Below are 24,054 nucleotides of genomic sequence, written 5' to 3'. Positions count from 1 at the left end.
CTCTCACTTTTGGATGAGAGACGGATTCAGATTTCAGATGGGATCACTCAGATGAGATCACTTGGTGGTCCCATCAGACATCATCCGGCTCCAGGACCGCGCCCGGGTTCAGGATGCCGAGCGGATCGAAGGCGTTCTTGATCCCGGCCATGAGTTCGAGCGTCTCGGGCTGGGCGGCCCGGCGCAAGGCGCCGACAAGCGAGCGGCCGACGCCATGCTCGGCCGTGATGCTCCCGCCGAACTGGCTGACGATCTCGAAGATACAGGCATTCACGCTCGCAGCGACACCTGCGAAGATCGCCTCATCCCGGAACTGAGCCTCCCGGAACAGCAGAATGACGTGGATGTTGCCGTCCCCGACATGTCCGACGAAGAGGGGCTGCGCGGTCGGGAAGCGCTCCGCCGCTGCACCCTGCACCGCTGCGATGAAGCGGGGAACATCCGCAGTCGCGACGCTGGTGTCATGCGAGACGCCCGGGCCGGCGCGCTTGTTGGCTTCCGAGACGGCGAAACGCAGATGCCAGAGCGCCTTGGCCTGAGCGCCGCTCTGCGCGACGACCGCATCGCTCAGCACAGCGGCATCGGAAGCGAGCGCCAGCGCGCGCGTCAGGACCTGTTCCATGGCGGCATCGGGCGCGCTGTCGGCGATCTCGATGAAGACATACCAGGGGTGGCGGTCGTGGAACGGGAGCGCCGCCCCGCCGAGGAGATCGAGCGTCAGGCCCATTTCGGCGTCGCACATCAATTCGAAACTCGAGATTCGCTCGCCGGCAATCTCGCGCAGCATCGTCAGCAGCCGGATCGCGGCGGTCGGATTCGGGATTCCGCAGAGCGCGGTCGCGCTCGCCCTCAGTCGGGCGAAGAGCCTGAACGATGCCGCGGTGATGACGGCCAGAGTGCCTTCCGAGCCGATCAGCAGTTCGCGCAGCCTATAGCCGGCATTGTCCTTGCGCAGCGGCTTCAGGCCGTGGATCACGGCGCCGTCGGCGCGCACATATTCGAGACCGAGCACAAGGTCGCGCACCGTGCCGTAGCGGATCACATTGATGCCGCCGGCATTGGTGGCGACGATGCCGCCGACCTGGCAGGAGCCCTCGCTGCCCAGGCTCAGGGGAAACAGCCGATCGGCCTTTGCCGCCTCCTGCTGAAGCTGCGCCAGCACGCAGCCTGCCTCCGCGATCACGCTGTCGCCTTCCGTGTCGACCGAGCGGATGCGGTTGAGGCGGCCCAGCGAGAGCACGGCGCAACGGCCGCTCTCATCGGGCGTGGCGCCGCCGGACAGGCCGGTGTTGCCGCCTTGCGGCACGATTGGCGTGCGCGTCACTGTCGCCCAGCGCAGGATCGTCGAGACATCCGCGACGGAGCGCGGGCGCAGGACCGCCAGGGCGCGGCCGTGCCTGCGGCCGCGCCAGTCTGTGAGGAACGGCGCCATCTCCTCGGGCGCGGCCAGCACACAGGACGTGTCGAGCCTCCCGGCGAGCTCGGCGAGCGGGGACATCGCGTCAGACCGTACCGGCATCGACGATGAAGTTCTGGCCGGTGCACATGCGCGCGGCGTCCGATGCGAGGAAGAGAACCATCGCCGCGATATCCTCCGGCAGGATCTCGCCCTTGATCGCCTGCGCCTGCTGGGCGGCGTCCCACTTGTCCGGCGTGACCCAACGCGTGCGCTGGCGCTCGGTCATCACCCAGCCGGGCGTGACGCAGTTGACCCGGATGCCATCCGACCCCAGCGCCCGCGCCAGCGAGCGGGTGAAGCCGAGCACGGCTGATTTCGCGGTCGTGTAAGCGATCATGTGGGGAGATCCCTTCATCCACGAGGTCGAGCTTAGATTGATCAATGCGCCACCGCCAAGCGCGCGCATATCGGGAGCAAGCGCCTGGGCGACGAACATCATCGGGCGCAGATTCACTGCGAAACGATCATCCCAATAGTCTGATGTCACGGTCTCGAAGGCGTGACGCTCGTCATGGCCGGCATTGTTGACGCCGATCGAGAAAGGGCCGCAGACCTCGCGCGCCACCGTGATCGCGGCTTGCGTCGCGGCGATGTCGCGCAGATCGACGGGCTGGAACGAGACCGTTCCGCCGGCCTCGGTCAGCTCCGCCGCCAGGGCTTCGCCGCGCTCGCGATCCAGGTCGAGAAAGGCGACCCTGGCTTTCTGGCGAATAAGCGCCGCGACGATCGCCCGGCCGATCCCGTCGGCCCCGCCGGTAACGAGCGCAGCGCGGCCGGCGAGATCGGGATAGACCGCCTCCGCGCTCATGCTGCGAATTCCGAGGCCGGCAGGCCGGCAACATCGACCGGCAGCGTGAACAGGCCGCCGGAGAAGGGCGCCTCCGCCAGGATGCGCGACGGCAAGCGGACGCGGGCGCTGGTGATGAACAGCGTCTTCAGATCGCCGCCGCCAAAGGCGATGCTGGTCGGGCGCGGTACGGGCAGGCGGACCTCGCGCGCCAGCGCGCCATTCGGCGCGTAGCGGTGCAAGCACCAGCCGTCCCAGACAGCACACCAGACGAAGCCTTCGCTGTCGACGGCAAGCCCATCGGGGCGGCCGATGGTGGCATCGATCTCGGCGAAGATGCGGCGTCGCGCGAGCCGGCCCGTCTCCATCTCGAAATCATAGGCATAGATGCGGCCCGGCGCGGAATCGGCGAAATAGAAGGTCCGCCCGTCCGGGCTCCAGTCGAGGCCGTTGGCGACGGTCAGGCCGCTTTCCCGGCGCTCCCAGGTGAGATCGGGCGCGATCGCATAAAGCGAGCCGCTGGTGCGGCTGGCGTCGAGCCGCATCGTTCCGGCCCAGAGCCGGCCCCGTCGGTCGCATTTGCCGTCATTGAAACGGTTGTCGGGAATCTCGGCCTCCGGATCGACCAGGGGGCTCAGCGCGCCGCTGGCGAAGTCGAAAGCCTCGAGCCCGTCCTGCGTCAGGGCGGCCAAGCCGCCGCCGCGGCGCTCGACCACGGCGCTGACCAGCCGCGGCAGCATGACCTCCTCATTGGCCCGCGTCGCGGGGTCGAAGCGGTTGACCGAGGGGGCGAGGATATCGACCCAGTAGAGCCGCTTCTCCCGCGCCGACCAGACCGGGCCTTCCGCCAGATGCGCCCCCCAGGGCAGCACGCATTCGACCTGCGGATCGGTGGCGCGGCCCGAGCGCGTGCTCGGCGTGATGTTCATCGGCGTGGCGCCGACATTGCCGGAAATCTGCCGGCCGGCAGCCATCAGGTCACGCCCGGTGACGTGGAGGCGCTCGCTGGTCAGGCGCGAACTCGGCCCGAACACGCCGATCGCCGCGACCGCACGGCCGGTGTGGTCGAAGATCGGCGCGGCGACCGAGGAGACACCCGCGACATGCTCCTCGAGCGAGACCGCATAGCCGCGCGCCCGCGCCAGAGCGAGATCGGCGAGGAGCGCGTCCTCCTGCGTGAAGCTGGCGTCGGTGAAGCGCTCGAGCTTGATCCGGTCGAAGATGGCGCGCTGCTCGTGCGGCTGGGCGAAGGCGAGCAGGGCCTTGCCGCCGGCCGTGCAATGCAGCGGCGCGCGCCGGCCGATCTCGATGCGGAAGCCATAGGCGCCGCCGCGGCTGCGCTGGTCGATATAGAGCGCCTCGTCATTGTCGATCGCGCAGAGCGCTGCCGTCTCGCGGGTCTCGTCGGCGAGGCGTTCGAGCACGGGAGCGGCCGCGCCGCGCAGATCGAAGGATTCCCAGACACGGTGCGCCAGCTCGAACAGCCGGTGCCCGAGCCGATAGCTGTTGTCGCTGTCCTCCTGGCGGATGAGCCGGAACAGCACCAGCGTGTTGAGCAGGCGCGCGAGCGTGCCCTTGGGCAGGCCGGTCGCAGCCTGAAGGTCCTTGAAACGCGGCGGCGAAGGCGCCTCCCCGATCACGTCGAGCAGATAGAGGCCCTTGGCGAGGGCGGCTGCGCCGGTGGGAACGTCGCGCTCGTCCGGTTTCAGGACCGGCGCTTCGCCCAGGCCTGTGCCGCCTCTTCGATCATCCGGTCGAACGTCCATCGCGGTTCATATCCCAGTTCAGTCCGAATCCTGGCGTTCGACGTCCGATAGAAGACGCCGTTGCCCGGCAGGTCGATGGTCTTCAGGGGAAGCCCCGTCAACTCCGCCATCCCCGGCAAGGCCGCGGCGAAGTCGACGGGCTCGGCCGCGCCGAGATTATAGGTCCGGCCGGCCGCCGCCTGATGGTCGAGCGCGAGCAGGATGCCGTCCACCATGTCGCGGGTGTCGGTGATGTGCATCTGGAAGGGGCGGCCCGACTCGTTGCGCGACAGCACGAGCGCCTCGCGGCCATCATCGGCCTGCTTCAACAAGGCGACTGCGGCCGTGTTACCGAAGCCCTCCTGCTGCCGGATTTTTGGATGCAGGAAGAAACGCGGACCGGAGAAGACGCTTTCCGGATCGAGCAATTCGGCCGCATCCTGCGTATGCGAAAAGCGCAGGATCGTCGCAGGCATATCGCTGGTGCGCTCGAAGAAGCGCACGAGCTCCTCGCCCAGGAGCTTGGTCAAACCATAGGGCGAGCGCGGCTTCAGCGGGTGATCTTCGTCGAGCGGCAGATAGTCCGGGACGTTCTCGGGATAGACCTCGCCGGAGCTGGCGAAGACGAGGCGACGCGATTTTACGCGCGCGGCCTCCTCCAGCAGCACGCGCGTGCCCTCGACATTGGCGCGGAACAGCCTGTCGCCGTCAGTCGGCAGCCAGGACATGAAGGCACCGAGATGGAGGATGGCGTCAGCGTCACTCACCGCGTCCATGGCTGCGGTCCGGTCGTCGAAGCGGCCGAGCACTTCGCGATAGGCGGGGTGCTCGATTCCGGCCGGGCGCAGATCGAAGCCCGCGACCGCGCGGCCGGCATCGAGCAGGCGGCGGACCACTTTCGAGCCGACGCGGCCGGCGCTGCCGGTGACGAGGATGCGCGCCGCGGCGGTCACCGGATCGCCTCCTGCGTCACCGCGTCGAAGACGTGCAGCCGGGCCGGATCGAAGGAGAGCGTCAAGCGCTCGGCGAGCGGCCGGCCATCGGGATTGATCAATCGCGCGATCAGCGCATTGCCACGGCCATCCTCCTCGGCGGCCGCATGCGGCGCCTGCCCGACCCGGTTTTCCGGCGGCAGGTCGACATAGACATATTGCTCGCTGCCGAGGCTTTCGATCAGCCGCGGCTGGACCTCGAAGCTGACCGGGCCCGGCCCAGCCGAGATATGTTCCGGCCGCAGACCGAGGACGACATTCCGGCCCGCGAGAGCCGAGGCGTCAGCCACCGGCAATGGCACCTCCTGGCCGAAGAGACGGGCCTGGGCGCCAGTCCCGGCCGCAGTCACCGGAGACTGCAGGAAATTCATCCCCGGCGAGCCGATGAAGCCGGCGACGAAGAGGTTGGCCGGCTCGCGGAACATCGTGTCGGGATGGGCGATCTGCTGGATCTCGCCATCCTTCATGATGACGATGCGGTCGGCCATCGTCATGGCTTCGGTCTGGTCATGGGTGACATAGATGGTGGTGACGCGCAGGCGCTTGTGCAGGGCGCTGATCTCGGCGCGGGTATGGACGCGCAATTTGGCGTCGAGATTGGAAAGCGGCTCGTCCATCAGGAAGGCGAGCGGCTCGCGCACGATGGCGCGCCCGAGCGCGACGCGCTGGCGCTGGCCGCCCGACAATGCACGCGGCCGCCGGTCGAGCAGATGGTCGATGCCGAGGATTTTCGCGGCCTCGGTGACGCGCCGGTCGATCTCGCCGGCTTCCGTGCCGCGCATCTTCAGGCCGAAGCCCATATTTTTGCGCACCGTCAGATGCGGATAGAGCGCGTAGTTCTGGAAGACCATGGCAATGTCGCGGTCGCCCGGCGCGAGGTCGGTGACGTCGCGCTCGCCGATCGAGACCTTGCCGGAGGAGGCCTCCTCGAGCCCGGCGAGGATCTTGAGCATGGTCGATTTGCCGCAACCGGAGGGGCCGACCAGGACGACGAACTCGCCATCGGCGATATCGAGGGAAAAGTCCTTGAGAACGGTGAGCCCGCCATAGGATTTCGTGACGTGCTCGATGCGTATGCCGGCCATGGTCGGTCCTGGTCCTTACTTGTCCGAGCCGGCCGTGAGGCCGCCGACGAGATAGCGTTCGAGGAAGAGGTAGATCAGCAGGATCGGCAGGGCGACGAGGATCGAGGCGGCCGATATGTCGCTCCAGTTGCTGACATATTCGCCCTTCATCGTGGTGATGCCGAGATTGGCGGTCCAGTTGGTCTGGGCGTTGGTCAGGAAGGTGCGCGCATAGGCGTAGTCCGACCAGGACAGCACGAAGCCGTAGAGCGCGGTCGCAGCCAGGCCCGGCGCCGAGACCGGCAGGATCACCCGGACCATGGCGCCGAGCGGCGAGCAGCCATCGACCATGGCGGCCTGTTCGAGTTCGCGCGGGATCGTGTCGAAGTAGCCCTTCAGCATCCAGGTGGTGAAGGGGATGATCAGCGTCGCATGCGCCAGGATGATCGACCACAGGCTGCCGATCAGCTCCAGCTGCCTGAAGATGCCGAAAAGCGGGATGACCAGCAGCGTCGCCGGCAGCATCTTCGCGGTCAGGATGAACAGGCCCAGCGACTGGCCGCCGCGGAGCTTGAAGCGCGACAGGCTGTAGCCTGCCAGCACCGACACCGTCATCGACAAGGTGACGGCGCCGATCGCGGCCAGCGCCGAATTGCCGAGCCATTGCAGGATCGGCCGCTCCGCCAGGATCTGGGCAAAGACGCCCCAGCGCGGCTGGTCGGGCCAGAATTTCGGCGGCAATTGGCGCAATTGGTCGGGCTCGGAGAGCGCGGTGACGACGAGCCAGTAGATCGGGAAGACCAATAGCGCGCAGGTCAGGATCGCCGTGGCGTAGAGGAGGAGGCTGTCGAAGCGGCTTCGTTTCATGGCCTCGTCCTCACATCGTGTCCGGCGCGCGCGCGATCATCAGCCGGCTAGCGATGATGCAGACGATCAGGGTGATGACGCCGATGGCCGAGGCGTAGCCCATCTTGAAGAAGCCGAAGGCCTGCTCATAGGTCATGATCGAGAGGCTCTGCGTCGCCTTCAGCGGGCCGCCGCCGGTCAGCACGTAGATGATCGAGAAATCGCGGAAGACCCAGAGCATCACCAGCACAAGCGTGACGCCGAGCACCGGCATCAGCGAGGGGATGGTGATGTTGAGCAGGCGCTGCCAGGCGCTGGCGCCGTCGACGCGGGCAGCGTTGTAGAAATCCTCCGGGATCGACTGGAGCCCGGCCAGCAGCATGATCGAGACGAAGGGATAGCCCTTCCAGATCATGACGACGCAGACGACGGCGAAGGAGGCGCTGGGCGAGGAGAACCAGTTGATCGTGGTGTCGACCAGCCCGAGCTTGATGAAGATCCAGTTCATCAGGCCAAAGGAGGAATCGAATAGCCAGGCGAAGATCACGACGGCGATGACCTCGGGCACAGCCCAGGGCAAGGCGACGAGGAGGCGGGCCAGGGCCTGGCCCTTGAAGCGGTTATTGACGAGGAGCGCGGTCGCCATGCCGAGCAGGAAGCAGCCGGTGCTGACTATGACGACGAGTTTGAAGGTGACCCAGCAGGCGTTCCAGAAATCCTCGGAGGCGAAGAGGCGCTCGTAATTGGCCGTGGTGAAGGGCCGGCGCGGCTGGTCGAGCCTGGCGATGTTGACGTTCTGGAACGACAGATCGACCGAGACGAAGAGCGGGTAGACGATGATCAACCCGATCAGCAGCACCGCCGGCGCGAGCAGGAGATAGCCGAGCCAGTGCCGGCGGCTCGGACGCGCGAGATCCAGGAACGCGGCTCTGGGCATGGTCGATTGTCTCGCTTCTCTGTCGTTCCCGGTACGGGCGCGGGGAACCCTTCTCCCGTGTGGGAGAAGGGCAGGGATGAGGGCCTGCCCTCACCGGTAAAGGCCTCAGCGGCGCCGTATCACTTCACTTATCAGCGGCACACCCTCACCCCTGCCCCTCTCACTGAACTCGGGCCTGCCCGAGTTCAGCACTTGGAGTGTCGAAGTCGGGTAGACCCGACTTCGATGCGGGAGAGGGGTTCCCCCCGACGCTCACTGCTTCTGCAGCGCCTCGGCCTTCCGCTGCATGGTCGCGGCCACGATTTTCGGATCGAGATCCTGGATGATCATGCGCTGCGATTCCTCCAAGACCATCTTGGCGAACTCGTTGAAGACGAGCTCCAGGCCCTTGGGGATGCGGTCGATCTTGGCGTCGGCGGCGGCTTTGGTCGCTTGCACCAGCAGGTCGAAATGCGGCGTCTCCTTGGATGCGGCCGAGACGTCGGCGCGCGGGCTCGGCGGCGGCGAGGCGCCCAGCGTCGCATAGCTGCTCTGGAACTTGTCGGAGGTCGCGATCTGGATGAAATCCCAGACCAGCTTCTTGTTGTCCTTCGGGATGTCGCTGGCGATGCCGAGCACGTTCGAGGAACCGCCGACAGGCGGGCTGAACGGCGACATGGCGAGCTTGATCTGGTCCTTGGCCTTGCCCTTCTGAATGATCGGCCAGAGCCAGGGGCCGTCCGTCTTCAAGGCGATCTTGCCGTCGGCGAACATCTGGCGGACCTCGCCGGCGGCGAGATCACGTGGCGTCAGGCTGTCCTTGACGATGGTCTTCCAGCGGGAGAGCCCCTCGACCATCTGCGGCGTGTCGATCGTCACCTTGCCGGCGTCATTGGTCCAGCGCCCGCCGGCATCGAGCGTGTAGTTCATCATCTCGCTCATATACTGGCCGCCGCCGCCCTTGGTCTCGTGGCCGGTGCCGAACTGGTCGATGATGCCGTCGCCGTTCAGATCCTTGGTCAGCTTGCGCGCGGCCGCCAGGAACTCGGCGTAATTTTTCGGGACCGCCAGCCCCTCCTTCCTGAGCATCTCCTCGTTATAGGCGAGGAAATAGCCGAAATAGAGCATCATCGTGCAGACGGTCTGCTTGTTGAAGACGCAGGTGTCCTGGCCGGCCCAGCCCTTCATGTCGAGCTTGGCGTCCTTGATGTAGCCGTCGAGCGGCTCCAGCCAGCCGTTATCCGCGAATTTCTGAAACTCGAAGGAGGCGAGATGGACGATGTCGGGCGGCTTGCCGCCGGCGAACAGCGTCGTCATCGTGTCGGCATAGGCGCCGCGCTCGACCTTGGTCCATTCGATCTTGATGCCTGGATGGGTCGCCTCGAACTCCTTGATGACCGAGCCCCACCAGTCGCCGACGCCGCGCTCATCCTTCTGCCAGGAAACGAATTTGAGAACCTTGCCCTGGGCAAACACCGCGCTCGATGCAAACCCCGCCGTCAGCGCCAGGGCGACCGCGGCAGCAGATAGAAACAACCTGGAGCAATTTCCGATCCAATTGGATCGTTCAATAGCTCCAGCCCCTCGTTTGAACGCGTTTTCTCCGCGCAAACGCTTCGCGTTTGTCGCGGGGGAACCGGTTTCCACTTCGCTTGAAAACGCTCTGGTCCTCGGCATGACGTGACCTCCCCGGTCGTGTTTTGTTTTTAGTGCGTGTTTTGTTCTTAGTGTTTGTGCAGAAGCTCCAGCGCCTCTTTGGACGGCTCGACGCCCAGCCCCGCACCCGTCGGCAAGCTGTAGAGGCCCTCGCGGCAATCCATGTCGCCGACGAGCAGGCGGCGATTGGGCTCGAAGATCGAGTGCTGGTATTCGTGGCATTCCACTGCGGCCAAGGCCGAGCTCGCGTGCAGGCTCGCGGCCAGGAACAGCCCGATGCCGATCGTGGCATGCGGAATGAGCTTGAGATGATGCGCCTGGGCATAAAGGCCGATGCGCATGAACTCGGTGATGCCCTTATGCCCCATCTCGGGCTGGATGATCGCGCAGGCGCGGCGCGCCACGCGCGGCACGAGGTCATAGACCGTGCGCCACTCCTCGCCCGCCGCAATCGGCGTCGCGACGCGGGAGGCGACGAGGCTGAGCCCGTCGAGGTCCTCGGGCTTGACCGGCGCCTCGGCGAACCAGAGGCCATGCGGCTCCATCGCCTTGATGAGCGCGACGGCCTCCTCGCCGCCATGGACCCAATGCATGTCGCAGGCGATGCGCGCTGATGGCCCAAGCCGCGCGCGCAGGGTCTCCATCTCCGCGACGACACCGTCATCGGCGACGGGCGCGGCGAATTTGAAGCTGTCGAAGCCCTGCGCCTGCCACTGCGCCGCAAAATCGGCGCGCTCGGCGCGCGTCGCCTTGGGCAGGCCGGAGATATAGGCCGGCAGGCGCTCATGCCGCTGCCCGCCCAGCAGCTTGACCAATGGCAGGTTCGCAAGCTTGCCGCAGATGTCCCAGAGCGCGATGTCGATCGCCGCCAGCGCGTCGCAATAGAAGCCGCCGGCATAGCCGCGCACCCGCATCAGATCGTAGAGATCGTCATGAATCACGCAGACATCGCGCGGATCGCGGCCGACGACGAAAGGGCCGAGCAGATCGTCGATGATCGCCATCGCGGCGCCGGGCGCGACGATGCCATAGGTCTCGCCCCAGCCGACCGCGCCGCCCGTCGTCTCCACGCGCACGACCACGGTGCGGTCGACGACGGGATAAACGGTGCGGTTGCCCTTGCGCACGACATAGCCGCGCTCGTTGACGGTCTCGCCCTCGCGCAGCGCGCCGAGATAGGGCGTGTCGCGCGGAATGGTGATCGAGAAGACCTCGACCTTGGCGACCCGTTCGCTCATCCCCGTGCTCCGGCGACACGCATGCTGGGTGGAGCCGCCGCCTGCATCAGATCGCTCGCCGCATCGAGCCAGGCGTCGATCTCGGCGAGGTCATGGGCGTCCATGTCAGGCACCTTGGCGCGCACGACCCGATTGTCGAGAACGCCGCGTCGCGACAGCACATGCTTGGTGAAGGCCATGCGGAAATTCGCCTGGATCACCAGCAGCGGCAGCGTGCGCATATAGAGTTCGCGGGCACGATCAATCTCGCCGACGCGGAAGGCGCGGTCCATCGTGACATGGATATCGGAAAGCTCGACCGCCGGCATCGCGCCGCAGACGCCGCGATTATATTCGTCGATGAAATAGCGCGCCCCGCCGCCGCCGATCACGCCCTTGAGATGCTCCGGCTTGCCGGCGATGAGCGCCGAGATCGCCAGCCCCGAGGGCAGCGTCTCCTCCTTGACATAGGTGATGGCCGGGTTGCCGCGGACGATCTCGAGGATCGTCTCGGGCTTCAGATCCGAGCCGCGCGGCGCCGGCGCATTCTGCAGGACAATCTCAAGGCCGGGCACCGCATCGGCGATGTCCCTGTAGAAGGCAGCCACAGCCTCGAAGCCGGCACCGACGCTCTTGGGCGCCTGGATCATCACAGTCGAGACGCCGAAACCCATTGCCTCGCGGGCATGGCCGACCGCTTCCGCGACGCTGGCGGCACTGGCGCCCGCGACGATCGGGACCCTGCCGGCGACGCGCTCGACCACGACCTTCAGCAAGGCCGCCCGTTCCGCCGCGGTGAGATCGTCGACCTCGCTGGCGAAGCCGGGGAACACGACGCCGTCCACACCAGCGCCAAGCGCGAAATCGGTGACCCGCGCCATGGCGGCGGCATCGATGCCGCCTTCCGCCGTGAATGGCGTCGGCAGCACCGGAAGGATGCCCTGCAACACGACCTAACCTCCCGTTGATCCATATGTTGGATCGATTGTTATTATATATGGATCGTAGTTCGCGCCCCCGATCAGGTCAAGCCGCGTCGCAGCGGTCCTCGGCTATGCGCGCCGACAAGGAGCGTCGTCGAGGGTTACCGAAGCCGAAGTCACGATTCGAGGTTTGGAGCGATGTGGAACGCCAGCGGCCGCGCAGGAGGCGCCGGCAACTGCCCGGAGCTTGCAGCCCCAGCGCGGAATCGCGTCGTCATTTCGAGGCGGCCCGCAGACCTGGGCTCGCCCCCATGACCGTGACATTCCGTCATGCGCCGGATGAAGGGCGCGGGGAACCCTTCTCCCGGATGGGAGAAGGGCAGGGATGAGGGCCTGCCGCGGATTGTTGGGGTAAGACTGAGCCGCAGCGCCGGCTTCATCCTGAAAGCACAGGAGACGATGCGGAGCCGCTTGCGCGATCTAGTTGTCTGGCCTGCCCTCACCCCTGCCCCTCTCCCACACGGGAGAGGGGTTCCCCGCGCCTGTCTCATTCGCGCCCGCCCGCTGGAAAGCCTTCAATGAACGGAGCTTTTCAATCGGGTGCTCGCGGCGAACCGGACAGGCGCGGGACAAGCCCGAGCATCTCCTGCAGGAGATGCTCGGGTCTGCGCGGAGTTTATCCTTGGGCCGATCGAAGATCGGACCCGAGGGCTCCGCCCGAGAATGACGGCGAGGTGTTCATGGGACCCGGAGGATCAGGCCCCGATGCGGACGATCAGCAACGCACCGCCGTCATTTGGCGCGTTCCAGAACCTTTCCGAAATCGCGGTCGAGCGCGGCAAGCGCGGTATCGATCCTGCCGCGCCGCTCCTTGGTCCATTGCTCCTGCTGCGCCAGCTTCTGCTTGGCTAAAGCGAGCATGCGCGCCATCTCGGCCGGCTGCGGTCCGCCGGCAGTGGTGCGGTTGCGGATAATGGCGACCGGATCGAGCGTGGCGCGAAACTCCGCCTCGCCCAGCGGCAGCTCCGAACCCGTCACGTTCATCTCCTTCAACGTGGCCTTGTAGATCCGCTGGGCTTCCGCATAGGGGAAATCCGTGGGCCGGATGTTGTTCGCCTTGGCGTAGTCGACGACTTCGGAGGCGAAGTGGTGGCCGACGCGGAAAGGCAGCTTGTATTTGCGCATCAGCACATCGGCGACCTCCTGGGAGGCCGTCCAGTCGCTGTTGAGCTCTTCGAGCGCCCGGGCGGGATCGATGACCAGCCCGTTCAGAATCCGGTCCCATCCGTCGAGCATCGCAATCGTGCCGGTGATCACCGCCGCATTGTCGCGCACGCTCTTCACGTCGCTCATGCCGGGCGGAATGTTATGGGCCTGGATGACGCGCCCGATGCCCGCAGTGATCACGCTCGAGGCCTGGCTGCGCGTGCTGTTGAGCAGGCCAGGATTGCGCTTCTGCGGCATGGCGCTCGAGACATAGGTATTGCCGTCGCCTTCCGCCAAAAGGATCCAGGGGCGCGGCTGCGCATACTGGGTCATGACGTCCTCGATGAAGGCGCCGGCATGCAACGCGATGCTGGTGGCGAGCGCGCCGACCTCGACCGGCAGTTCGGCCGCAGCGATCTGGGCCGCGTCATAGGCATTGTCGACCGTCTCTGCGAAACCGAGATAGCTTGCCATGCGGTTCCGGTTCAGCGGCCAGCTGGTGCCGTTCAGCACGGTCGTGCCCATCGGTGAACGATCGAGCCGGGCGAAAGCCTCGCGCAGGCGCTGCGCATCGCGATCGAGCCCCGCGACATGGCCCAGCAAATAGTGGCCATAGCTGTTGGGCTGGGCGGCGACGCCATTGGTGTAGTTCGGCACGATGGTGCCGACGTGCTTCTCGGCGAGCGCGACCATGGTCGCCGTGACCTTGCGCAGTCGCTCGTCCAGTCGCAGCAATTCATCGCGCATGATCGCCGCACGCACGGTAGCAAGCATGTCCTGGCTCGAGCGGCCGGCATGCAACAGGGTCGCCTCGACGCCGGCGGCTTCGATCAGCAGCGGCTCGAAAGTGATGACCAGCGTCGGCCGCTTGGCGCCGGGCTTCTCCGCCGCCTTGAGCATGCTGTCGAGGCCTGCCGCGATCCGTGGCGCGAGTGCGGGGTCGAGCAGCCCCTCATCCGTGTTGATGACGGCGCTCGCCTTGTTGATCTCGCCCAGCCAGTAGAATTCGTCGCGCTTCGGCGCCGATTGCGCGTTGGCCGGAGCCGCGCAAGCAACAGCCAGCAGCGCCGCAAAGGCCGTTCTTGTCCCGAGCATGGTTCTTGTCCTCCCTAGAGCTGTCGCACCCGGGCCGCGCATCCCACACCTGCCGCGCGGCCAGGGCGCGGTTGCGAGTGAAAGCTACAGCCTCTGGCGAATGCGCCAAAGAGAGTTCGCCAGAGAGTTCGGCCTGCCGGGCGTAAAGCTTACGCGGCGGGCAGGCGCTGACGTGCGATCGCGGCATGGAAGCGCGCGCCGAAGATCAGGCCCTCATCGTTGAAGTCGTAGGTCGGGTTGTGCAGCGGGGACGACGCTTCGCCATTGCCGACGAAGGCGAAGCAACCCGGCACATGCTCCAGGAAGCGGGCGAAATCCTCCGATCCGGTCATCGGCTCGCGCGCCGTCGCGACCGCCGCATTGCCAAAGACCTCGCGCGCGGCAGTGAACGCTTCCTCGACCAGGGCCTCGTCGTTCAGCAACGGCACGAACTCGCGGGTATAGGTCATTTCGGCTGTGACGTTGTAAGTCAGCGCGGTGCCCTGGGCGATGATGCCCATCTGTTCTTCGATCCTGGCGCTGATCTCCGGCCGGAAGCTGCGCGCATCGCCAAGGATGCGGGCGAGACCCGGCAGGGCGTTGCGGGTGCCGTCGGTCAGCAATTCGGTGACGGAGACGACGCCGATATCGGTCGGGCTCAGGCGGCGCGAGACGATGGTCTGGAGATTGGTGACGAGCGCGCAGGCGGCGACGAGCACCTCATTGCCCATCTGCGGACGCGCCGCATGGCCGCCGACGCCTTTGAGCGCGATCTCGAAATTATCCTCGGCCGACATGATCGGCCCTGCCCTGGTCTGGAACTGCCCGATGGCGAGGCCGGGCATGTTGTGCAGCCCGAAGATCTCCTCGAAGGGGAACCGTTCCAGCAACCCGTCGGCGAGCATGGCGAGCGCGCCCCTGCCCCATTCCTCCGCCGGCTGGAAGACGAAGCGCACCGTGCCGTCGAAGCCGCCTTGCTCCGCCAGCATTTTCGCGGCGCCGAGCAGCATCGCGGTGTGGCCGTCATGTCCGCAAGCATGCATGACGCCCGGCGTCCGGGAGCGATGGGCATGGTCGCCCTGCTCGGTGATGCGCAGCGCGTCCATGTCGGCTCGCAGCGCGATCGCCCGGTTGCCCGTGCCGCATGTCAGCGTGCCGACGACGCCGGTCCCGCCAATGCCTTCCGCGACCTCGCTCAGGCCGAACTCGCGCAGCTTGGCCGCGACGAAGGCGGCGGTGCGTGTCTCCTCAAAGCCGTGCTCGGGATGGGCATGGAGATCGCGCCGCCAGGCGGTCATCTCGGCAACCAGCGCGTCATGATCGAGCGTCGTCATTGCGATCCTCCATCCTGTGTTTCGCCGTCATAGGGCGTGGCGCGCATCGAGGGCCGCTGGCTGAAATCGTCATACCAGGCGGTGAGCCGCGGCGCGCATTTGCGGAACCCTGGCAGGTCGCGGAATTCGAGCCAGGCCAGCGCCGTTGCCAGTGCGATCTGGCCGATGGTGATCGGCGCCCCGAACTCGACTTGCGTTTCCAGATGCTCATAGGCTTCGAGCAGCTTCATCGCCTGTCCCTGCGCCAAGGGCGGATAGCGCAGGGCTTCCGGACGCCGCACCGTCTCCCAGCGCAGCGCGATGCCCGCATCGCAAAGGCCCTGGGCCAAGGCCTGCAAACGCAGCGCCTCATAGCGCGCCGGCCCCTCGCGCGGGATCAGCCGGCCTGTGCCGCCGAGCCGGTCGAGATAGTCGCAGATGACGACCGAATCGAAGAGCGCGCCGGCATCCGGCGTCAGCAGAACCGGCACTTTTCCAAGGGGATTGGCCGCGAAGACGGCATCGTTGCGGTTGGTCGGGCTGGTCTCGTGGTGGACGACAGCGATGCGGTCGGCGAGCCCGAGCTCATGGGCACTGACCAGCACCTTGCGGGCATAGGGGGAATGGCTCTGGTAGAGCAGCGTCAGGCTGTCGGACATCACGCCGCCCTGCCCGCGACCTCGGCCGGTGTCAGCCCGACGAGTTCGGCATAGCGTTCAGGATCGGTCGCGCCCTCGGTGTTGATCACCAGCACGCGCGAGGAGGTGTCGAGACCCAGCGCCTGCCGGATGTCCGGGTCAGCTGCTGCACGCATCAGCCCGGCCAGGCCGGCGCAACCGCTCTCGCCGGCAACGATCGCGGGATCCCCCGCCACGGGGCGAGCCAGGCGGTTCATTGCCGTGACCGCATCCGCATCCTCGACCGTCATGAAGCCGTCCGCGACCCGCGACAGCACGCGCCAGGCGATGGGGGACGGCTCGTAGCACTCCAGCATCGCCATCACCGTGGGCTCGCCATGGGCCACCTTGACCGGCCGACCGGCGCGGGCGGCCTCGACGATGCAGGCGGCGCGGGCGGGGTCGACCACGGTGAAGACCGGCCGCGCCTCGCCCAGCACGAGCGCCAGATGCGCGGCCACCGCCGCCGCGATTCCGCCGACGCCGGCCTGGACGAAGACATGCGTCGGCCTGCAGATCTGGGTCGGCCTGGAAGGAAGCTGGTTCAAGGCTTCGCGCACGAGCGCGGTGTAGCCCTGCATGACAAGGCCGGGGATGCGCTCATAACCGCCCCAGGAGGTGTCGGAGACGACAATCCAACCCTTTTCGCCGGCGATCCGGGCAGCCTCGACGACGGAATCGTCATAGGTTCCGGCGACGCGCAGGATCTGCGCACCGAAGCGGGCGATCGCCGCGATCCGCTCCTCGCTGACGCCGGCGTGGACGACGATCACCGCCTTCGCCCCGGCGAGTTGCGCACCCTGCGCGACCGAGCGGCCGTGATTGCCGTCCGTGGCGCAGGCGAAGGTCATCTCCGCGGCGACAGCGCGAATCTCGGGCTCCCGGAACGCAGCGTCACCCAGCTTCCGGCCAAGCCGCAGTTCGGCGGCCTCCAGCACCAGCCTGATCACGGCATAGCCTCCGCCCAGCGCCTTGAAGCTGCCGAGTCCGAGACGATGGCCCTCGTCCTTCACATGCAAGGCGCCGATGCCCAACTCGGCCGCAAGCCCCGGCAAACCATGGAGCGGCGTCACCGCGTGGTCGCTGCGCTCAGCGAGATGGCGCCCGATCGCGTCGGCTCCCGCGCCGCCGAGCGTCTCGGCATCGACGGGAGCAAGCCCGCTGCGGTAATCGGCATGCTGGTTGAGCAGGAACATCGCGACCTCGCTTGAATGCGGTCTCGAAGGAATATTGCAAGCAGCACGAAAAAGGCGCTGCAATCGAGGGGCCTCAATGCAAGTTTGTTTCGTCGCAAGTCTTATTTCGTCGCAAGTTTGTTTCGTGAGATAGCCGTGCCCGAGAGTCCGACCCATCCGCTTGATGCCTTCGACCGGGCCATTCTCGCGATCCTGCAGCAGGACAACACCACCCCGCAGCGGGTCATCGGCGAGCGCGTGAACCTGTCGGCGCCGGCCGTGCAGCGCCGGATCCGGCGGATGGAGCAGGCCGGCGTGATCCAGGCCAATGTCGCGATCGTCGATCCCGCCGCGCTTGGCCATCCCATCACGATCTTCGTCGAGGTCGAGCTCGTCAGCGAAACCGCGGGGGACATCGACGCAGCCAAGCGCAGCTTCCTGGCCGCGCCCGAGGTGCAGCAATGCTATTATGTGACGGGCGACGTCGACTTCATGCTCGTCGTGCTGGTGCCAAGCATGACGGCTTATGAGGCGCTGACGCGCCGGCTCTTCTTCAACAACGCCAATATCCGCAAATTTCGCACCTTCGTCGCCATGGACCGCGTCAAGGCGGGCCTTGCCGTCCCCGTGGCTTAGAGCCGCCCCGCCTTGTGCCGCTCGCACCAATGCGCGGCCCGCTCCTTGAGCCGCGCAGTCCGGATATAGGGATCGTCCTCCTCCATCTGCTCGAGCGGCTCGAAGGAGAACGCCTCGGCTCCGTGCTCGGCCCAAGCCCGCTGCAAGGTTTTGTTCGGGTGGTTCCCGAAGCGCAGCGTGAACCAGATCCGGTTCTGGATGGTGCTCAGCTCGGCGCATGCGCCGATCCAGGCCTCTCCCGACACAGCGCAGCGGATCAGATAGACGCCGCTGATCATCTTGCGTTCCTTGTAAGCGGAAACGGCCGCCTTCCTGTCCTCGGCGCGCATGCCGCTCTCCTTAATCGGTCAAAGACCCGCGTTCAATATCACCCGGGTGATATTGACATAGAATATTTTCACCCGGATATAAAGCGGGGAAACGTAGAGGCTCCGCCATGTCCGATCCATTCGTCCCATTCTGTACCGCCTTCGAAGGGACCCGACGGCTGGCCTCGGGCTCCCTGAGCGAGGTCGCCCGCGCGGTGAAGGCGGCGGTCGATGGCGGCACGCGCGAGCCCCTGCTCGTCTTCGACGATGCCTCGGGACAGGCCATCGATTTCGATCTCCGCGGCACCGAGGCCGACGTGATCGCGCGCTTGCCCGCGCTCGCCGCGCGACTGGCCCCACCGCGGACCCAGCCACTGCAGACGGAGGGGGAGACGGCGGCCGGACCGCGCGGCAAGGGCCGCCCGAAGCTTGGCGTGATCGCTCGCGAGGTGACCTTGCTGCCCCGGCACTGGGACTGGCTCGCCGCGCAGCAAGGCGGTGCTTCAGCGACCTTGCGACGTCTGGTCGAGCAAGCCCGGCGCGCCGGCGGTGCGAGCCAGCAACGACGGGTGGCGCGGGAGGCGGCCTATCGTTTCATATCGGCGACGGCCGGCAACCTCGCCGGCTTCGAGGAGGCGACGCGCGCATTGTTTGCCGACGACCGGCCTCGCATGGAAGCGCAAATGGCGGCCTGGCCCGAGGACATCTGCGGCCACACGCTGCGCCTGGCCTGGGGTGATCACGTCCCGTCGACCGAAATCTAAGGAAAGGCTCGCCGGACCATGCCCTATGTGGAAACGAACCGCGTCACGATCGCCTATGAAAGCATCGGCCCGATTGCTGGCGAGGTGATCCTGCTGATAGCGGGCCTTGGCACGCAGATGCTGCGATGGAGCCCGGAGTTTTGCGACAGGCTGACAGCGCAGGGCTTTCGCGTGATACGGTTCGACAATCGCGATGCCGGCCTGTCGACGCATCTGCGCGACCAGCCCGCCCCGGATTTCGCCGCCCTGTCGGCCGCTGCGGCCAGCGGACGGCCGTTCGCGGTTCCCTATACGCTCGATGACATGGCGAGCGATACCGTCGGCCTGCTCGATGCACTGGGAGTAAAGCAGGCCCATCTGGTTGGCCGCTCGATGGGCGGGATGATCGCCCAGATCGTTGCGAGCACGTATCCGCACCGCACCCTGTCACTCGCCGCGATCATGTCCAGCACCGGCAATCCGGAGCTTCCTAAGGCAGCGCCGGAGGTCATGGCGCTGCTGATGCGACCAGCACCGGCTCCCTCCGTGGACCTGGAGGGATATCTCGCCCATAGCCTCGCCTTCGCGCGTCGCATCGCCGGTCCCGCCTATCTCTTCGACGAGACGGCGCAGCGCGCCCTCATCATGAGCGAACTGGAACGGTCATATGATCCAGCCGGCACGAGCCGCCAGATCGCCGCCATCGCCGCAACCGGCGATTTGCGCCCGCGCCTGAGCCACATCACCGCGCCAACCCTGGCGGTGCATGGTGCGGATGATCCCCTGGTCCCAAAGGCAGCCGGCGAGGACATCGCGGCCTCGATCGGCGGTGCCCGCCTCATGATCATTGACGGCATGGGCCACGACCTGCCCGCGCCGCTTTACAACAGGGTGGTTCGGGCGATCGTCGAAAACGTGCGCAGCGCGGCCCGGGCCTCGATTTGAGCGGCGGATCGATCATCGAAAACGACCCCATGGTTCGCATGCTGAACCACCTCCGCGAGCGCTTCACCGCGTGGTTGCTCAAGCGAGCCTAACGTCTCAGGTTGGAGACCGGCACATCCCAGTCCTTTCGAGGCCTCGCGTCTCTCGCAAAAAGAGCACCGCGTTCCTTCACACGCCGCCTCGATGGAGCCCGGCGATGGACCCCGGCGAAACTTGTGTCTAGGGTGCCTCCAGTCGGGGGACGAAGCGGCCTGGCCTTTCCAACATCGTGAGGATTTTGCAAGGGAGCGCCTTCCGGCAAGCGGCCTCCTTCTTCGCGCGATACCATCGCCGTATATGCGTAGCCTCAGGCGGATCTCATGACCCAGCAGAGCCGCAACGACACGCTCGAAGCCGCCCGCAAGGCTGCGGGCGAGCGCCTTTCGGAACCGGGCGCCTCGAAGCCGTCGCCGGACGGCCTCGGCCTGGTCGTCGGCATCGGCGCATCGGCCGGCGGGCTCAGTGCGTTCAAGGCTTTCCTGACGAGCATGCCGACGCAGAGCGGCATGACCTTCGTGCTGGTCCAGCATCTGGCGCCGGACCATAAGAGCATGCTGAGCGACCTGCTGGGACACGCGACCGGCATGCGCGTGCTGGAAGCCGAAGACGGCATGATCGCGGCGGCAAACACGGTCTATGTCATTCCGCCGGACGCGACCCTGATCCTCCGGGACCGTCGCTTGCGGGTCTCGAAACCCGCACCGCCGCGCGCCTTGCGCCGGCCGATCGATACGTTCTTCACCTCGCTTGCCGAAGATCAGGGCGAAAATGCCGTCTGTATCGTGCTAGCGGGCACCGGCAATGACGGCGCGCTCGGCCTGTCGGCGGTCAAGGAGAATGGCGGCCTCACTCTGGCTCAGGCGGAGTTCGACCACATTGCGATGAGTGGCATGCCGCAAAGCGCCACGGCGACCGGGTTCGTCGACGAGGTGATGCCGGTCGAGCAGATGCCGGCGCGGTTGCTCGACCATCAACGCCATCTCTCCCTGGTCGCGCCGCACAAGGACGATGATGGAACACGGCGCGACGCAAGCAGACATCTGGTCACGATCAGCGCCCTGCTGCGCGCCCAGATCGGCCATGACTTCGTCCATTACAAGGAAAAGACCCTGGTCCGTCGCGTCCAGCGCCGCATGCAGGTGCTGCAGATCGATGAAGTACCGGCCTATATCGCCCGCCTGCGTGACGACCCGGACCAGATCGACCTGCTCTTCCGCGAACTCCTGATCGGAGTGACCCAGTTCTTCCGTGACCCAGAGGCTTTCAAGGCGCTGCAGGCCGCGTTGGCGCCGAAATTTGCAGGTGACCAGCGCGACGATGACAATGTCCGGATCTGGGTGCCGGGCTGCGCCACGGGGGAGGAGGTCTATTCGCTCGCCATTCTCGTGAGGGAGATCATTGCGCAGCGACCGAGCGCGGTGAGAGTCCAGATCTTCGGCACCGATATCGACAACGCCGCGATCGCGTTTGCCCGCCAGGCGCGCTACCGCAAGATGACCGGCGTGACGCCCGAGCGTCTCGCGAAATGGTTTTCCCCCGATGGCGACGAATATTGCCCGGTGAGGGTGATCCGCGAAATGTGCGTGTTCTCGACCCACAGCGTCACCAAGGATCCGCCCTTCTCCAAGCTCGATTTGATCTCCTGCCGCAATCTCCTGATCTATATGAACGCGGCCCTGCAGGATCGCGTGCTGAAAACCTTTCATTACGCGCTCAAGCCGGATGGCGTGCTGTTTCTCGGGCCGTCGGAAAGCATGACGCGCCAGAGCCGGCTCTTTGCCGACAGCGACAAGAAGCACCGCATCTTCCGGCGCGAGGATGCGGTTGCCACCTTGCCGGACGTCACGCTCCGTGCGGCATCCTTCTCAACCCCGGATCTGCCGCCGGCCGGGCTTGCCGCCGGTCCGGGAGAAGACCGGATCGACAAGACCGCGCGCCGGATGCTCGAGAAATATTCCCCCGTCTATGTCGTCATCGACAAGCACCACGACATCCTCCGCTTTTCGGGCGGCGAGGCCGGGCACTATCTCGAACCTTCATCGGGGACGGCGAGCCTCAACCTCTTCGGCATTCTGCGAAAGGCCTTGCGGCCGATCGTGCGCAGCACGCTGCAGCAGGCGCTCTCCAAGAAAGCCGCAGCCGTCCATGAGGCCGTGCCCGTCAGGATCGATGGGCAGAACCGGGCTGTCACCGTCATCGTCGAGCCGCTCGCCGAGGGAGGACTATGCGTCGTCGCCTTTCGCGATGACGGCATCCGCGCCGTCAGCCGCAGCAGGAAGGCGACGATCGCGAGCGAAGCCGCCGCAACGGCAGCGATGGAGCACGAATTGCTGACGGTGAGGATGCAACTGCAGGCGACGGTCGACGAGTTGGAGACGATCAACGAGGAGAGGCGGGCCGCGGCGGAGGAATATCAATCGGCCAATGAGGAGCTGCAATCGTCGAACGAGGAGCTGGAAACCTCGAAGGAGGAGATGCAGTCGATCAATGAGGAGCTTCAGACCGTCAATGCCGAGGTGGTCAGCAAGAACGAGACGCTGACGCACCTTAACAGCGATCTGAAGAACCTGCTCGACAGCACCGAGATCGCCACCAGCTTCCTGGACAGCAATCTGCGCATCAAAAGCTTCACGCCGAAGATGACCGATATCTTCCATCTGCGCGACAGCGATCGCGGGCGCCCGATCACCGACATCACCTCCATGCTCGGCTATGACGAGATCGAGGACGATGCGCGCCAGGTCCTGCGCGAGCTCTCGGTCGTCGAACGCGAGGTGCAGATCAAGCATCACGGCATGAGCTTCCTGATGCGGATGCGGCCCTACCGCACCATGGACAATGTCGTCGATGGCGTCGTGATCACCTTCATGGACATCAATGAGCGCAAGAAGGCGGAAGAGACGCAGGATCTCCTGGTTCGCGAACTCAACCACCGGATCAAGAACCTATTCGCGGTCACCAATGGCGTGGTTTCGCTCAGCGCGCGCTCGGCCGGCACGCCGCAAGAGATGGCCAGGGCGATCCGAGGCAGGCTCGAGGCCCTAGCGCGCGCGCACGAGCTGATCATCCCGGCATTGGGCGGGGGCGGCGAAGCGATCAAACGGGGTACGACGCTCGATGCGCTGGTGACAGCGATCGCCTCGCCCTATCGCGAACAGGAGGGCGATCGCGCGCGCGTGGCGATCAAGGGTCCGAATGTCCCGCTTGGCGGGCAGGCGGTCACCAGCCTCGCGCTGGTTCTGCACGAGTTGGCGACGAACGCCACCAAATACGGCGCCTTGTCGTCCTCTAAGGGCCATATCGCCATCTCCTGGTCTGTCAGTGAAGGCGCCCTGTCGCTGACCTGGGAGGAGCGCGGCGGGCCGGCGGTCGCAGGTCCGCCGCTTGGGCAAGGGTTCGGAAGCCTGCTCGCACGCCGCAGCATCGAGGGCCAGCTCGGCGGCGTGCTGGCCTATGACTGGAAGGCGGAAGGGCTCATCGTCCACCTATCGACGCCAATGGAACGATTGCTTCAGTAAAATTGTTTAAATTACCAGTGCTCGCAATTGGAGCAGGAGTCCTGCCTTGCTCCATACCCTGCCCCTGCTGCCGGCGATCCTGATTGTCGATGACGAGCCGTTCATCGCCCTCGACCTTGCTTTGGCGGTCGAGGATGCGGGCTGTCTTGTCGTCGGGCCCGCGGGAAGCGTGCGCGAAGCTCTTAGCCTGCTCGCATCGAGCCGTGTGACGGCCGCCATCCTCGACGTGAATTTGAGCGATGGCGACGTGACGCCGGTCGTCGATATCCTGGTCGCGCGCGGCATTCCGCTGATCTTCCAGACCGGCGTCGGACTGCCGCCTTCACTGAAGGCGCGCTATCCCGACCTTCTCGTCTACGCCAAGCCCGTCATGTCCGAGCGGCTCGTGGACATGCTGATCGGGTTGATCCCGCAAACCTGATCCCACGAGCCTGATCCCGGGAACCAGATCCAGCCGCGTCAAAAGGCTGACGCGAAACCCCAGAGGCAGATGCAATCTGCGAGCCGGGTCGCCATTCGGATCTCGTTGGCAAAGCGCCTGTCATCCGGGTTCTACCCCAAAGCGCCCTGAGAGGCGCGTGGCTACTTGGGAAGGCATTTATGCATTCGATGTGAAGGGTTTAGTCGAAACACGATGTGGGAGGCAAAATTTCCAATCTGATCCGTTTAATCCAGTTTTTATCCTAAAATTTTTTAGAACTCGTCTGGTCGATCGACATTTTTGCAAAATAAACAAGCGGAACATTTCTATAATCTGCGCGTTTTAAAGCCACCTGACCAATTCGCGGGATATCCTTTCCCACTGGTTCATGCGA

Annotated in this window: 20 protein-coding genes; 5 read left to right on the top strand and 15 right to left on the bottom strand. The window is 65.8% G+C overall.

Translation table 11 applies throughout. The features are described from left to right. Nucleotides 1-73: 73 nt before the first annotated feature. The 14 genes from BHK69_RS08995 to BHK69_RS08930 form a co-directional block, all read right to left on the bottom strand. Complete coding sequence (locus BHK69_RS08995) at nt 74-1,498, bottom strand: FAD-binding oxidoreductase (protein WP_158516177.1); 1,425 nt, start codon at nt 1,496-1,498, stop codon at nt 74-76. A 4-nt stretch (nt 1,499-1,502) separates the two neighbouring features. Next, nucleotides 1,503-2,267 (bottom strand): SDR family NAD(P)-dependent oxidoreductase, encoded by a 765-nt coding sequence (locus BHK69_RS08990; RefSeq protein WP_069689796.1) that lies wholly within the window; start codon nt 2,265-2,267, stop codon nt 1,503-1,505. Then, the gene (locus BHK69_RS08985) at nt 2,264-4,012 is read right to left on the bottom strand and encodes an SMP-30/gluconolactonase/LRE family protein (RefSeq protein WP_083269212.1); all 1,749 of its coding nucleotides are present in this window, start codon (nt 4,010-4,012) and stop codon (nt 2,264-2,266) included. Before BHK69_RS08985 ends, BHK69_RS08990 begins: the two co-directional genes overlap by 4 nt. Then, complete coding sequence (locus BHK69_RS08980; RefSeq protein WP_069689795.1) at nt 3,952-4,944, bottom strand: NAD-dependent epimerase/dehydratase family protein; 993 nt, start codon at nt 4,942-4,944, stop codon at nt 3,952-3,954. The genes BHK69_RS08985 and BHK69_RS08980 overlap by 61 nt, the downstream gene beginning before the upstream one ends. Continuing rightward, nucleotides 4,941-6,068, bottom strand: coding sequence for an ABC transporter ATP-binding protein (locus BHK69_RS08975; protein WP_069689794.1), 1,128 nt, complete (start codon nt 6,066-6,068; stop codon nt 4,941-4,943). The genes BHK69_RS08980 and BHK69_RS08975 overlap by 4 nt, the downstream gene beginning before the upstream one ends. A 15-nt stretch (nt 6,069-6,083) precedes the next feature. Continuing rightward, nucleotides 6,084-6,914, bottom strand: coding sequence for a carbohydrate ABC transporter permease (locus tag BHK69_RS08970; protein ID WP_069689793.1), 831 nt, complete (start codon nt 6,912-6,914; stop codon nt 6,084-6,086). A 10-nt stretch (nt 6,915-6,924) separates the two neighbouring features. Beyond that, nucleotides 6,925-7,830, bottom strand: coding sequence for a carbohydrate ABC transporter permease (locus tag BHK69_RS08965; protein WP_069689792.1), 906 nt, complete (start codon nt 7,828-7,830; stop codon nt 6,925-6,927). A 252-nt stretch (nt 7,831-8,082) separates the two neighbouring features. Continuing rightward, a complete protein-coding gene (locus tag BHK69_RS08960; RefSeq protein ID WP_244548446.1) occupies nt 8,083-9,345 on the bottom strand; it encodes an ABC transporter substrate-binding protein in 1,263 nt (420 codons plus the stop codon). A gap of 188 nt (nt 9,346-9,533) precedes the next feature. Further along, a complete protein-coding gene (locus tag BHK69_RS08955; RefSeq protein WP_069689791.1) occupies nt 9,534-10,703 on the bottom strand; it encodes a mandelate racemase/muconate lactonizing enzyme family protein in 1,170 nt (389 codons plus the stop codon). After that, complete coding sequence (locus BHK69_RS08950) at nt 10,700-11,632, bottom strand: dihydrodipicolinate synthase family protein (protein ID WP_069689790.1); 933 nt, start codon at nt 11,630-11,632, stop codon at nt 10,700-10,702. The genes BHK69_RS08955 and BHK69_RS08950 overlap by 4 nt, the downstream gene beginning before the upstream one ends. Nucleotides 11,633-12,397: 765 nt before the next feature. Beyond that, nucleotides 12,398-13,906 (bottom strand): argininosuccinate lyase, encoded by a 1,509-nt coding sequence (locus BHK69_RS08945; protein ID WP_069689789.1) that lies wholly within the window; start codon nt 13,904-13,906, stop codon nt 12,398-12,400. Between the two features lie 149 nt (nt 13,907-14,055). Continuing rightward, entirely contained in the window at nt 14,056-15,219 is a 1,164-nt protein-coding gene (locus BHK69_RS08940) for a M20 aminoacylase family protein (RefSeq protein ID WP_069689788.1), read from the bottom strand. Further along, nucleotides 15,216-15,845 carry a glutathione S-transferase family protein gene (locus tag BHK69_RS08935; RefSeq protein WP_069693500.1) on the bottom strand — a complete coding sequence of 210 codons (630 nt, stop codon included), beginning with the start codon at nt 15,843-15,845 and terminating at the stop codon, nt 15,216-15,218. Before BHK69_RS08935 ends, BHK69_RS08940 begins: the two co-directional genes overlap by 4 nt. Nucleotides 15,846-15,856: 11 nt before the next feature. Next, nucleotides 15,857-17,071: a diaminopropionate ammonia-lyase gene (locus BHK69_RS08930; protein ID WP_069689787.1), complete on the bottom strand. Its 1,215-nt coding sequence runs from the start codon at nt 17,069-17,071 to the stop codon at nt 15,857-15,859. A 135-nt stretch (nt 17,072-17,206) separates the two neighbouring features. On the opposite strand from BHK69_RS08930, the gene BHK69_RS08925 reads away from it, so the two are divergent. Beyond that, nucleotides 17,207-17,686, top strand: a complete 480-nt coding sequence (locus tag BHK69_RS08925; protein ID WP_069689786.1) for an Lrp/AsnC family transcriptional regulator — start codon at nt 17,207-17,209, stop codon at nt 17,684-17,686. Here the strand turns inward: BHK69_RS08925 and BHK69_RS08920 are convergent. Continuing rightward, nucleotides 17,683-18,015, bottom strand: a complete 333-nt coding sequence (locus tag BHK69_RS08920) for a GIY-YIG nuclease family protein (RefSeq protein WP_069689785.1) — start codon at nt 18,013-18,015, stop codon at nt 17,683-17,685. The genes BHK69_RS08925 and BHK69_RS08920 overlap by 4 nt on opposite strands. A 107-nt stretch (nt 18,016-18,122) precedes the next feature. Here BHK69_RS08920 and BHK69_RS08915 point away from each other — a divergent pair, with 107 nt between their 5' ends. The 4 genes from BHK69_RS08915 (at nt 18,123) to BHK69_RS08900 (ending at nt 23,660) form a co-directional block, all read left to right on the top strand. Further along, nucleotides 18,123-18,758: a DUF2239 family protein gene (locus BHK69_RS08915; RefSeq protein WP_069689784.1), complete on the top strand. Its 636-nt coding sequence runs from the start codon at nt 18,123-18,125 to the stop codon at nt 18,756-18,758. Between the two features lie 18 nt (nt 18,759-18,776). Then, nucleotides 18,777-19,682, top strand: a complete 906-nt coding sequence (locus BHK69_RS08910) for an alpha/beta fold hydrolase (protein WP_069689783.1) — start codon at nt 18,777-18,779, stop codon at nt 19,680-19,682. Between the two features lie 359 nt (nt 19,683-20,041). Continuing rightward, nucleotides 20,042-23,239, top strand: coding sequence for a chemotaxis protein CheB (locus tag BHK69_RS08905; RefSeq protein WP_083269209.1), 3,198 nt, complete (start codon nt 20,042-20,044; stop codon nt 23,237-23,239). 46 nt (nt 23,240-23,285) lie between these two features. Next, complete coding sequence (locus tag BHK69_RS08900; protein WP_069689782.1) at nt 23,286-23,660, top strand: response regulator; 375 nt, start codon at nt 23,286-23,288, stop codon at nt 23,658-23,660. Nucleotides 23,661-24,054 lie beyond the last annotated feature (394 nt).

Source organism: Bosea vaviloviae (genome assembly GCF_001741865.1).
GTDB classification, from domain to species: domain Bacteria; phylum Pseudomonadota; class Alphaproteobacteria; order Rhizobiales; family Beijerinckiaceae; genus Allobosea; species Allobosea vaviloviae.
Note: the sequence above shows the minus strand (reverse complement) of the source record. Positions and strands in the feature narration are given on the sequence as shown.

Coding starts and splice junctions, on each gene's coding strand:
- BHK69_RS08995 (WP_158516177.1), bottom strand. CDS start 1,498: ATGTCCCCGCTCGCCGAGCTCGCCGGGAGGCTCGACACGTCCTGTGTG.
- BHK69_RS08990 (WP_069689796.1), bottom strand. CDS start 2,267: ATGAGCGCGGAGGCGGTCTATCCCGATCTCGCCGGCCGCGCTGCGCTC.
- BHK69_RS08985 (WP_083269212.1), bottom strand. CDS start 4,012: ATGGACGTTCGACCGGATGATCGAAGAGGCGGCACAGGCCTGGGCGAA.
- BHK69_RS08975 (WP_069689794.1), bottom strand. CDS start 6,068: ATGGCCGGCATACGCATCGAGCACGTCACGAAATCCTATGGCGGGCTC.
- BHK69_RS08970 (WP_069689793.1), bottom strand. CDS start 6,914: ATGAAACGAAGCCGCTTCGACAGCCTCCTCCTCTACGCCACGGCGATC.
- BHK69_RS08965 (WP_069689792.1), bottom strand. CDS start 7,830: ATGCCCAGAGCCGCGTTCCTGGATCTCGCGCGTCCGAGCCGCCGGCAC.
- BHK69_RS08955 (WP_069689791.1), bottom strand. CDS start 10,703: ATGAGCGAACGGGTCGCCAAGGTCGAGGTCTTCTCGATCACCATTCCG.
- BHK69_RS08945 (WP_069689789.1), bottom strand. CDS start 13,906: ATGCTCGGGACAAGAACGGCCTTTGCGGCGCTGCTGGCTGTTGCTTGC.
- BHK69_RS08940 (WP_069689788.1), bottom strand. CDS start 15,219: ATGACGACGCTCGATCATGACGCGCTGGTTGCCGAGATGACCGCCTGG.
- BHK69_RS08930 (WP_069689787.1), bottom strand. CDS start 17,071: ATGTTCCTGCTCAACCAGCATGCCGATTACCGCAGCGGGCTTGCTCCC.
- BHK69_RS08920 (WP_069689785.1), bottom strand. CDS start 18,015: ATGCGCGCCGAGGACAGGAAGGCGGCCGTTTCCGCTTACAAGGAACGC.
- BHK69_RS08915 (WP_069689784.1), top strand. CDS start 18,123: ATGTCCGATCCATTCGTCCCATTCTGTACCGCCTTCGAAGGGACCCGA.
- BHK69_RS08910 (WP_069689783.1), top strand. CDS start 18,777: ATGCCCTATGTGGAAACGAACCGCGTCACGATCGCCTATGAAAGCATC.
- BHK69_RS08905 (WP_083269209.1), top strand. CDS start 20,042: ATGACCCAGCAGAGCCGCAACGACACGCTCGAAGCCGCCCGCAAGGCT.